General features: G+C 43.1%; 10 protein-coding genes. 3 read left to right on the top strand and 7 right to left on the bottom strand.

What is annotated here, in order from left to right; genetic code table 11:
- Positions 1 to 948 (bottom strand): acetyl-CoA carboxylase carboxyltransferase subunit alpha, encoded by a 948-nt coding sequence (locus B5Y40_RS12710; protein ID WP_079687020.1) that lies wholly within the window; start codon positions 946 to 948, stop codon positions 1 to 3.
- A gap of 330 nt (positions 949 to 1,278) precedes the next feature.
- Between B5Y40_RS12710 and B5Y40_RS12715 the strand changes: the two genes are divergently transcribed.
- Positions 1,279 to 2,586 (top strand): glycoside hydrolase 5 family protein, encoded by a 1,308-nt coding sequence (locus B5Y40_RS12715; protein ID WP_079687021.1) that lies wholly within the window; start codon positions 1,279 to 1,281, stop codon positions 2,584 to 2,586.
- 106 nt (positions 2,587 to 2,692) lie between these two features.
- Here B5Y40_RS12715 and B5Y40_RS12720 read toward each other — a convergent pair whose 3' ends face one another.
- Both B5Y40_RS12720 and B5Y40_RS12725 read right to left on the bottom strand, forming a co-directional pair.
- Positions 2,693 to 2,926: a hypothetical protein gene (locus B5Y40_RS12720; RefSeq protein WP_079687022.1), complete on the bottom strand. Its 234-nt coding sequence runs from the start codon at positions 2,924 to 2,926 to the stop codon at positions 2,693 to 2,695.
- Between the two features lie 83 nt (positions 2,927 to 3,009).
- Positions 3,010 to 4,185: an alginate lyase family protein gene (locus tag B5Y40_RS12725; RefSeq protein ID WP_079687023.1), complete on the bottom strand. Its 1,176-nt coding sequence runs from the start codon at positions 4,183 to 4,185 to the stop codon at positions 3,010 to 3,012.
- A 132-nt stretch (positions 4,186 to 4,317) separates the two neighbouring features.
- On the opposite strand from B5Y40_RS12725, the gene B5Y40_RS12730 reads away from it, so the two are divergent.
- The gene (locus tag B5Y40_RS12730) at positions 4,318 to 4,695 is read left to right on the top strand and encodes a hypothetical protein (RefSeq protein WP_079687024.1); all 378 of its coding nucleotides are present in this window, start codon (positions 4,318 to 4,320) and stop codon (positions 4,693 to 4,695) included.
- A 28-nt stretch (positions 4,696 to 4,723) separates the two neighbouring features.
- Here B5Y40_RS12730 and B5Y40_RS12735 read toward each other — a convergent pair whose 3' ends face one another.
- Positions 4,724 to 5,083, bottom strand: coding sequence for a response regulator (locus B5Y40_RS12735; protein WP_079687025.1), 360 nt, complete (start codon positions 5,081 to 5,083; stop codon positions 4,724 to 4,726).
- Between the two features lie 116 nt (positions 5,084 to 5,199).
- Complete coding sequence (locus tag B5Y40_RS12740; RefSeq protein ID WP_079687026.1) at positions 5,200 to 6,615, bottom strand: ATP-binding response regulator; 1,416 nt, start codon at positions 6,613 to 6,615, stop codon at positions 5,200 to 5,202.
- 46 nt (positions 6,616 to 6,661) lie between these two features.
- Between B5Y40_RS12740 and B5Y40_RS29640 the strand changes: the two genes are divergently transcribed.
- A complete protein-coding gene (locus B5Y40_RS29640) occupies positions 6,662 to 6,823 on the top strand; it encodes a hypothetical protein (protein ID WP_159453691.1) in 162 nt (53 codons plus the stop codon).
- Here B5Y40_RS29640 and B5Y40_RS12745 read toward each other — a convergent pair.
- Both B5Y40_RS12745 and B5Y40_RS12750 read right to left on the bottom strand, forming a co-directional pair.
- On the bottom strand, positions 6,820 to 7,758 hold the full coding sequence (locus B5Y40_RS12745; RefSeq protein ID WP_079687027.1) for a PorP/SprF family type IX secretion system membrane protein: 939 nt from the start codon (positions 7,756 to 7,758) through the stop codon (positions 6,820 to 6,822). The two genes, B5Y40_RS29640 and B5Y40_RS12745, sit on opposite strands and share 4 nt — an antisense overlap.
- Before the next feature lie 7 nt (positions 7,759 to 7,765).
- The coding region (locus tag B5Y40_RS12750) for a T9SS type B sorting domain-containing protein (protein ID WP_143785720.1) at positions 7,766 to 10,332 on the bottom strand (2,567 nt) is incomplete at its 5' end.

Here is a 10,332-nt window from a genome sequence, read left to right on the forward strand (position 1 = left end):
CTATTCTTTCACTACACCCATACTACAGAACTTATCGATACGCTGTTCGATGCGTTTGTCAGAATCGATCTGCGAAAGTTCTTTGGTTGTTTCAAGTATAACTCTTTTTATTTCCTGTGCCATCCACTTCACATCCGTATGTGCACCACCAAGAGGCTCCTTGATAATACCATCGATCAGGTTTAGTGATCGCATATCTTTAGCGGTAAGCTTCAATAGCTCAGCGGCTTGTTCTTTAAAATCCCAGGTTCTCCACAATATAGTAGAGCAGTTCTCCGGAGAGATCACTGAGTACCAGGAGTTCTCCAACATGAGTACACGGTCACCAATGGCTATACCGAGTGCACCACCGGAAGCACCTTCACCTATAACAATACAGATTACGGGTACCGTTAACCCAAACATTTCTTTCAGGTTGCGTGCAATAGCTTCACCTTGTCCGCGCTCTTCAGCTTCCAATCCTGGAAATGCTCCAGGTGTATCTATAAAAGTTACTATCGGCTTGTTGAATTTCTCTGCTATCTTCATGAGGCGAAGTGCCTTACGATAGCCTTCGGGGTTGGCCATGCCGAAGTTACGCAACTGACGTTGCTTGGTATTACGTCCTTTTTGTTGGCCGATCAACATGAACGTCTGGCCATCAATAGTACCTAATCCTCCTACCATCGCCTTATCATCGGACACAGTACGGTCACCGTGCAGCTCGATAAAATCAGTAGTGATCTCATAGATATAATCAAGAGTATACGGTCTGTCGGGATGACGCGAAAGTTGAACACGTTGCCAGCCTGTAAGATTCTCGAAAGTCTCTTTCTTTAAATCAAGAATTTTCTTTTCGAGTGCTTTCACTGCAGCTTGTACTTCCTTATCGCTGTCGCTGGCCAAACCTTTCATGTCTCCCAGTTTTGATTCCAACTCCGCAATAGGCTTCTCAAAATCCAATAGCATATGGTCGATTTTGTCGGCACAAAGTTAGAAGTATTGTGAAATATCGGTAATTAATCGGTGAGAAATGCATGAAAAGAAAAACCTGGCTGAAATTTCAGAATTTTAAATTTTTGATGTATTCTCCGGCTTCGAGGATAAAGATCATAAAAGCTTACTACAATCTATCTATTTCCGAGATGATAAACAATATACACCGAGCCGCTTGCATATTGGAAGTTGATTGAAGTTTCATTATTTGAAATATTTACCCCCTGTCTTTTGTACAATATTAATCCTGACGGGAGGAACGGTATCTTTATTTTTATCGTCACAACCAAACGCTATATATGTATGAAAATTAATCATTGGCTTCTGCTGGCAACCCTGCTCGCCTTATCATCGGCTTGTAAGCAGAATGAAAATTTTGTAACAACAGAAGGAACGCACTTTAAGATCGGAACAAAAGAGTATCACTACCTCGGCACTAATTTCTGGTATGGACTAAATCTTGGATCGAAGGGAGCCGGTGGTGACCGCGAAAGATTGATTCGCGAACTTGATCGTCTGAAGGCTATGGGAATTAACAACCTGCGCATCATGGCCGCAAGTGAAGGTCCGGATTCTGAACCATACCGCATGGTGCCTGCACTGCAGACTGCACCCGGAATATATAACGAAGAAGTTGTTGATGGACTTGATTTCTTACTGCATGAAATGAAGCTGAGAAATATGTATGCTATAGTTTGCCTTTCAAATTTCTGGAACTGGTCTGGTGGTATGGGGCAATATATAGTATGGACGCATGCAGCAGATTCAATTCCGTATCCACCGCCGCATCCCGGAGGCGACTGGGGGCGCTATCAGGAATTTGTGGCGGACTTTTATTCAAATCAGCAGGCCGTAACAATGCTCAACAATCACATTACGTATATAGTAAATCGTAAGAACGCATACTCCAACATCGAGTATAAAAATGATCCAACCATTATGGCCTGGCAACTTTGCAATGAGCCGCGTGGCCTTAGTCATACAGATGCTTATCGAAAATGGATTGAAAATACGGCCGGCCTCATTAAGCAATTGGACAACAATCATCTGGTGACCACTGGCAGCGAAGGAACAACATCGTCACCGTACTCGGGTACTGATCCTGAAAAAGATCATAGCTTCAGCAACATAGACTACATGACCATTCATATATGGGTACAGAACTGGGATATATATAATCCACTCCGTGCAGCAGAAACTTATGATTCTGCCGTGACCTATGCGTTGAATTACCTGGATCAGCATGAGGCTGTTGCCCGGAAACTAAATAAGCCATTGGTGCTGGAGGAATTCGGTATATCACGTGACAGCAACAGTCATGATGCAGCTTCCAGTGTTGCCATCCGTGATAAATATTACGCTTCCATCTTTGAAGGTATATATCGAAAGTCCAGCGAGCCAAACAGCGTTGTTGCCGGTTGTAATTTCTGGGCCTGGGGTGGTGAAGGTCGCCCGCGACAACCTGCCTGCATGTGGAAGGCGAATGATGATTTCATTGGTGATCCGCCACATGAAACACAAGGTTGGTATTCGGTATATGATCGTGACTCTACAACCAACCTCATCATTCGTGACTATGCACTCAAGATGAACGCCTTGTCAGAAAAGTAAAAATACTGTATAAATACAAGAGCAGGACGATATTGCGTCCTGCCCTTGTATATACTGAGAAGATGATCGCTATATCTCTCTTACTTTAAGCTTCAATCGATCTATATTATTCTTCAATTATAAATGTGTGTGGACTTGTCTCGCTATAGAAGCGTTGGGTATAGTTTCTCCACCGTGAAATAAAGCCGTCACGGATATCCTTCACATCTGAAACTTCCAATGTGCTTACATCGAGCGTCCCCATCATTTTTTGTACCTCAAGAAATTCCTGCCACTCGTCATTTGAGTAAAAAGTAATTTTTACGTAACCACTTCCGATCGGCCTGCTGACCATTTTCATATTGAGGATTGTTTATGGTTCAAATTATATCCTCAAAAGTAATCAATTATTCTGCAGCCATCTGTATTCAATTTCCCTCACAGCTATATTTCAACGGCCAGCCATAGTATCGGATTTCGTACCGGGAGATTTCGTAAGACTTCTTCTACGGATGGATCGTGATCCAGGCTCTTCCAGGTTTCAAACCAATTGTTTTGATGAAATGCATATGCGCCCATTACCAGAAACAGATGAGCCACCGGCCATTCATCCCAATACATAACATCTTTTGCATAGGGCCATGTACTCTTCTCTTTCACGTAAGGATACAGAAACTCAATCCCTTTTCGTATACACTTCCCATCGGGAGTCTTGTAATTCCATAAATCATTTTTCGAATCGGAAAGAATCTGACAAACCATTACCATCGCATCCAGGTTAAAAAGCGAGTAGCCATAAGGTTTGGTCCGCTTGAGTTCGCGCGGGAAGCTTCCATCAACAGCCATTTGGTTAGGGAGTAAAACATTTTTATAGCGGTCCCTGCAAAACTGCAGAACATCTTTATTGCCTGTAAACTTTGCAAACGCAGCCACTTGCATCACCCAACACGTGCCATGATTATTCTCGGCATTCATCTCATCCTTCCCATAGGGATGTGTGGTAAGCCATTGTATATATAGTCCGAACCATTTACGGATTGCCGCCAGCACCGTTTTATTCATCGCTCCGGAGGGCTCCATCACAGATATACCTTCCACGACTTCCATGAGATGAATGGTGTCGATGATTCCTATACCACGTCCTGTATGTCTTCCCTTTATAGCCTGTGCATAAAGAAGCGATGGATTCATCATCGTAGCAGTATCGGCAAACCATGCATTGAGATGTGCCATAGCATGCTTTACATACGCATCGTCCTGAGTAACTTTATAAGCGGAAGCAAGGCACCCGATAATCCTGCTAAACCGGATCAACGCCTTTCGGTGCGCCACAAAATTATCCGGGTTGGTCATGCCATCGCGCTGAATATAGGGACCTTCCGGGTTCTGAGGATCAGGCCACCAGTAATCACCTTCAGAGTAAAAGTCATGCTTCCCTCCTGCGCTTCGGTCGCTGGCTGCAGTCGTTATGGTAACGGGTTCTTCTTTCAGCGCACGGCCTGCTTCATCAAGTATATGATTACGTAATACAGCAACTATATCTTTTTGTGATTGCGCCTTTATATTGCCGGAAACCAAAAAGGTCAACCCCGTTAACAAAACAACAAGTATGCGCTTCATGTAATCTGAATTATATAGTATAGACGGACTATTGGCTTGTTTACCCTGAAGACTGCTCTTTGCAAATGGTACGATTGAAATATTCGGATACCTGGCAAGGGATTTTATAGAATAATCTGAACTTTCTGGATTATGGAATTACACGAACAAATTATCTGGCTTTTCGTACTTGCCATTCCGATTGCATGTATCGCATGGACTGTTACGCACGAGGAAGTGTTTAAAGAGCCTCGCGAATATTGCGTACGGCGTAGCAAAGATTGCAAAACGTTGATGCAGCGAAAATTTTTTTATCTGTTTACCTGCGAGTATTGCTTCAGCCACTACGTAACTATCCTAATGTTGGTGATAACGCGCTATACATTGCTGCTCCATGACTGGCGTGGTTATTTGATTGCTGGTTTCGCACTGGTATGGATTGCCAATATTTATATGAGCCTGTACGCCTTTCTTCGTATTGACATTAAGAAAGAGAGAATCCTCACACAAAAGGAAGAGGAATCCGTTTAATACTATTTTTTGACAACAAATATTTACGTTACCGAAGCAGCTTTTTCACTTTCTTCATCAGTACATCAGGATCGAGTGGTTTTTTAATAAACTCATTTACACCGAGCTTTAGTGCGAGTGCGATTACTTCCTCTTCTCCATCGGAAGAAAGCATAATGATTGGAGTCTTCTTTTGTTGCTCTTCCCTGACCAATTTAAGTATCTCATCTCCATTATGATAAGGCATATGAATGTCTGTTATAATCAGATCGAAATGCTCGTTTTCATGCAGGTGCTTCAGAGCTTGCCGCCCATCGTTTGCCAGATAAGGTTCCATACCGGCATTCTGCAACGTGAGCTTGATTATTTTCAGCACAACATCATCATCGTCACAGACCAGGATTTTCATAAAGCGATATAGTTAGACCGGCAATATATATTATTCCGGATAACCAGGAAACATACTCAAGATTATAGCCATCGAAATGTAAGAGAGTCGAATGAAAAAGTTACGGCATGAAAGCTCTAACTGAGCGCCGTTGAGTAATGGTTGGGCAACGTAATATGAAACGAAGTGCCCTCTCCTTCCTGTGATTCGATGCTGATTGTTCCGCCCATCTTTTGGACCGTATCGTTCACCAGGTAAAGTCCAAGTCCTGTTCCATCATTTTGTGAGGTCGCTCTATAAAACATAGTAAACACTTTGGAAAGATAGGTTTTGTTTATACCTATACCATTATCGGTAAATTCAATATCAACTTTTTGTTTGGTTACTTCAATGGCAACTTTGATGAAAGAATCAGCCTTTGAGTAATCCATATACTTGATTGCATTCGAGATCAGGTTGTGCAGGATACTGGATACCCGATAAGCATCCGAGTAAAACAAACTCGATTGATTAATTTCCACTTTAGGTTGTATGCGGTCAAATCCCTTCATGAACCGCATTTGTTCAAGCCCCTCCTGTATGACTTTCTTGAAGTCAATTTTCTCAATGCTTACTTCCTTCTTGGCGTTCTTGGCATACTTCAATAAATCATTTACAGAGGTATCCAATTTTCGGATACTATCTTCCATCATCTGAAAATAATGCGACATGTTTTTACTCAATGATTCTCCTTCATGTCTGGCCAGGTTCAAAAGCCCCAATACCGAATTAAGGGGTGATCTGAGATTGTGTGCTACACCATAAAGCATATGTTCGAGTTGGTTATTGGTCTCGCTGAGTTCTTCAACCTTGAGCAATAACTCTTCACGGGTAGCCGATGTTATATCGGCTGCGTGTAAAGCTTTTTGGATGGCCAATGGAAGCCTATATAGATCAGATTTTAATACATAGTCACTAGCACCTTGTTGAATGCAATTGACAGCCATGGTTTCAGAGACGCCACCACTGACAATGATGAAGGGAACCTTGGCATTTACTTTTCGCGCCAACGATAATGCCTCCAGCGAATTGAATTGAGGAATGGCATGATCTGATAAAATTATATCGGCCTTATATTCCGACAACGCTTGAACAAACTCTTCCCGAGTATCAACTTGTTTGATGTTAAACTTCATCCCGGCTTTTCGAAGGGTCATGCACATCAGTTCCATGTCTTCTACTATATCTTCGATTAATAATATCTGAAGTTCCTTCGAGCTTCCAGGCAAGTTATACTCGATCTCATCCCCTGCATCTCCTAGTTTGCTTTTGGCATCTTCAATGGCTTCGTATACCGAGGAGTAATATCTAATCTCACCGTGGTCGTCCATAACCGGTGTCTGCCAGATGCGCTTATCATTTTCATCACGGGCAGTAAGATTAATAAAATATGGACAGGCTAATGACGCCTCGTGCTCTTCCGGAGATTGGTATAAAATTGTATTGGACCTGTCTGATATGGCAATTTCCAACTTCAAAGAACCTACCTGCACTGCTTTGTTATAGACTTCCATATAATTTGAGAATCAAAATTTATGAAGTACTTAAAAACTTATGCCTGTGAAACCTGTATCGGAATCAGATATAGTGAACGTTGGTCAACTCTTTTATTCCCCAAACATGAATAAATGGGATGGTGTCAAACGTAAATACCATCCTCTGGGTATACCCGATAAGGTATCCGGTATGCGTACGGCAGGAATTTCTGGTTATAAAAATTAGTGGCTATAGAAATAAGGGCAGTCAACATCCTTGTGAACATTCCGGATCCTGGTTCTGAAGTTGATCGTAAACTCATGTGTTCCCTTTGAGTAACTTCCTATGGCCGAAGTGGTCCAGTCGTATGAGTACACAAAATGAAATTTCTCGCTAAGCTTAAAACTGACGAAGGTTACAATGGCGTCACCGGTTCTGTATGAATTTCCGATACTGATTTGATCATAGAAAATAACGTTCAGATTTATGTCCGCACTCAGTGGAGTCCCCTCTTGTACACGCAAGAGAAAAGAAGGACTTACTTTCACTTTTTCCATCCGATCGATCGGGAAAGTTGTTCCTGCATTCAGGTAATATACCCGTGGCAAAGCGAGCTGTTCAAAGGAGCCATTAAAGAAATCGGCATGCTTTAAAATTGTAGGGACTGAAAAACCTGCAAACATTTTTTTGTTATAGTAAAATATACCACCACCAAAGTTCGGTCTTAATTCGTTGAAAAATCCATTGAAGATCGGGTCGGCATCAGCCTTCAGATTAAGTTCAGTGAAGTCAGCTTTGAAATTATTGAATCCACCCTGAACACCCAATGAAAGCACACCACCACCGGGCCGCTTGATGATATAGGCGTAGCTTCCATACACTCCGGTATTTCGGTAGCTGCCGATCTTATCATTGGTTACAAGCAACCCGAGGCCTACACGCTCTTTTTTGAAGGCGGAGTGAATACCGAAGGTTGCCGTTTCAGGCGCACCTTCAAAGTTGATCCACTGATTGCGGTATGTTAATGTACTGCTGAGCTGTACATGGCTTCCCGCATAGGCAGGGTTAATGAGCAACCCATTAAAGATGTACTGTGAATAGACGATGTTATGTTGAGCACAAAGTTTTGCCGGAATCACTATGATTCCGACAAGTACAATGCTTAGGATCAATTTTTTCATATGCTTTTTAGTTCAGCAGTTCGAGGTAACCGGTTTTAGCTTCTGAGCCATCGCCTTTATCAATGATATAGAAGTACGTTCCATCAGGAAGTGCATTACCCAAGAGGCTGATGCCTTTGTTTGATACGCCATTGAAAAACACATCCTGGTTATTATACCCTTTGTGTTCGTAGACCAGCGTTCCGGCACGATTGAAAATCCTTACTCTGTTATTCGGGTAGCTTTCAATACAACCAATCTCAAAGATGTCGTTCATACCATCGTTGTTGTTGGAGACAGCATTATAAATATTGATTTCGGTTTTCACTTCAAAAGGTAAAGTCGTTTCACAATGAAGTGCAGTGAAGGCCGTGACAGTGTAGTGTCCGGATGGAAGATCCGAGATCGTAGGACCATTCAGTACCGCGCCATTGATATACCATTCTATTACCTGTATATCACTGTTGTTAAGCGTGATCAATTGAGCGACACCATTTTCTTCACTACACGTAGATGGATTTGTCTTCACAATAAATTCAGGAAGAACATATATAGCTTGTACAGTTTCGACAACCGGAGCTGAAGGACAGCCCGAGATTTCGTCTACTGCTGTAACCGTATACTGACCTGCATCGAGGAACGAATATACTTCACCGGTTCCATCAGGCTGGGTTTTCACACCATTGCCATCGTACCATTGGAAAGCGTAATCGGTGATGTTGCCGTTCACGGAAGCCGAAAGTATACCATTTGGTGTTTGACAATCTGTTCGATTGGACACCAGCACTATTTGAGGAATTGGTATAGACAGCGGATCACTGATTATCGTGATGCTGTTGTTGCCTGTACAACCTGAAACCACATCGGTTGCCCTGACAAAGTATGTTTTAGCATCCAAGTTTGTGGCCGCGCTTCCTGTAAAGTAGGGTGCCCCGTTTGTAATCGCTCCTTCAAACCAATCAAAAGTATATCCGATGATCTGACCATTTACATCAGCATTCGCTGCCCCGTTCAGCTTCGCAGGGTCGCAATACGTAAGCGGTGTTGTGGCCGTGATATTAACGGATGGATAAATCCTGCTATCGGTTATGGAAGCGGTATCAGGAAGTATAGGGCAGAACGGCATGGTTGGATGCTTTGCTATAGCAGTATATAATCCAAGCGGTGCAGTCGTAACCGTGCTGCCTGTAAAGTCAGGCGAGTTATCGATCACCGTGCCAACAAACCACTCATAGCTATAGAGGCTTCCGTCTCCTTTTGGTGTCGTTGCGAAAAGAAGACCGTTTGAAGTCACACAGCTTGTCAATGGTATAGACGAAGCCAATGTCTGGACAGCAACGGTATCCGTAGCGAATTTAAAGGTTGCGTCAGAGAAGCAATTCGTGGTGTTGTTGGTAACACGTATCGTATATGTACTCGCCGCCGTGTACGCTATATTATTAAGTTCGAAATCTGAATCTACAGGGACACCTGCTACTGCATTACCTTGGTACCACTCGAAAGTATAGTTGCCGAAGTTAGGACTGTTATCCGCAATTACACTTAACATACCGGGCACTTCAGGAAGTATACAGATAGCCGGGTTGGTAAAGGCGTCCAACGTAATAGCCGGAGGTGCTGTATTATCTTCGATCTCTGCGATGGTATATACTGATTGACAATTCATTGTATTCGTTACCTGCACATAATATATACCACTGGTAAGATTCGGTGAAACCGGACTTGCGGTAACGCCCGTTATCGGATTCAACAATCCATCGAACCATTGGAACGAGAAGTTAGCAAGGTGTGCAGGATTCTGCATATCAAAGATTGTCGTCACTCCCATCAGATCTTGCCTGATAGTGTTCACTACAATAGAACCATCCAATGTTGGAGCACACTGAGTTTGTGGCGTTGTTGTAACAACACTGTTAAGCACAGGGATTGCTCTCTCCAGGTAATATGTAGCCATGCCTATACATCCATTTCCGGAAGAAGTTATATCCGTTACACGAACCGTATAGTCACCATCCTGTGCGTTGGCCAACGTTGCACCAGCGCTCACAAAATTTGCAGGATTGGTATTGTTCACACCTGTAAACCACTCGAAAAGATAACCGGCTGTTACACCCGTGGTTGTACCTTCTGTAACCGATGCTGAAAGCTGCCCGGTATAGCTCGTATTACAAGCTATGTTCGGTGAATTCTGAACTACAACAACAGTCGGATCAACATGTATATCATTTATAGTAAATGGTGTGATCGATGAGCTACAGTTCGATGCTGTGTTGGTAGCACGAACGAAGTAATCACCCGATGCTATATCTACTCCAATCGTAGCACCTGTACCCGATGAAGCGATCACCGTAGTGCCATCACTTTCATACCACGCAAAAGTATAGCCTGCTGTACTGCCAAGCGCAGCCGCATCAACTATAATATCAGTAACCTGCGCTGAACCATCTGCTGGATTACAATCCGCCTGATGCGTTAACGTAAGATCGGAAGCATCTATAGCGATCACAGGAAGATCATCCGTAATCGTAAAGGTAGCAACCGACTCGCAGCTGGCTCCTGGAGATGTGTTGTCTGTAACCCGAACCGTATAGGTAC

This window comes from Ohtaekwangia koreensis, assembly GCF_900167975.1.
In the GTDB taxonomy this organism is placed as follows: Bacteria; Bacteroidota; Bacteroidia; order Cytophagales; family Cyclobacteriaceae; genus Ohtaekwangia; species Ohtaekwangia koreensis.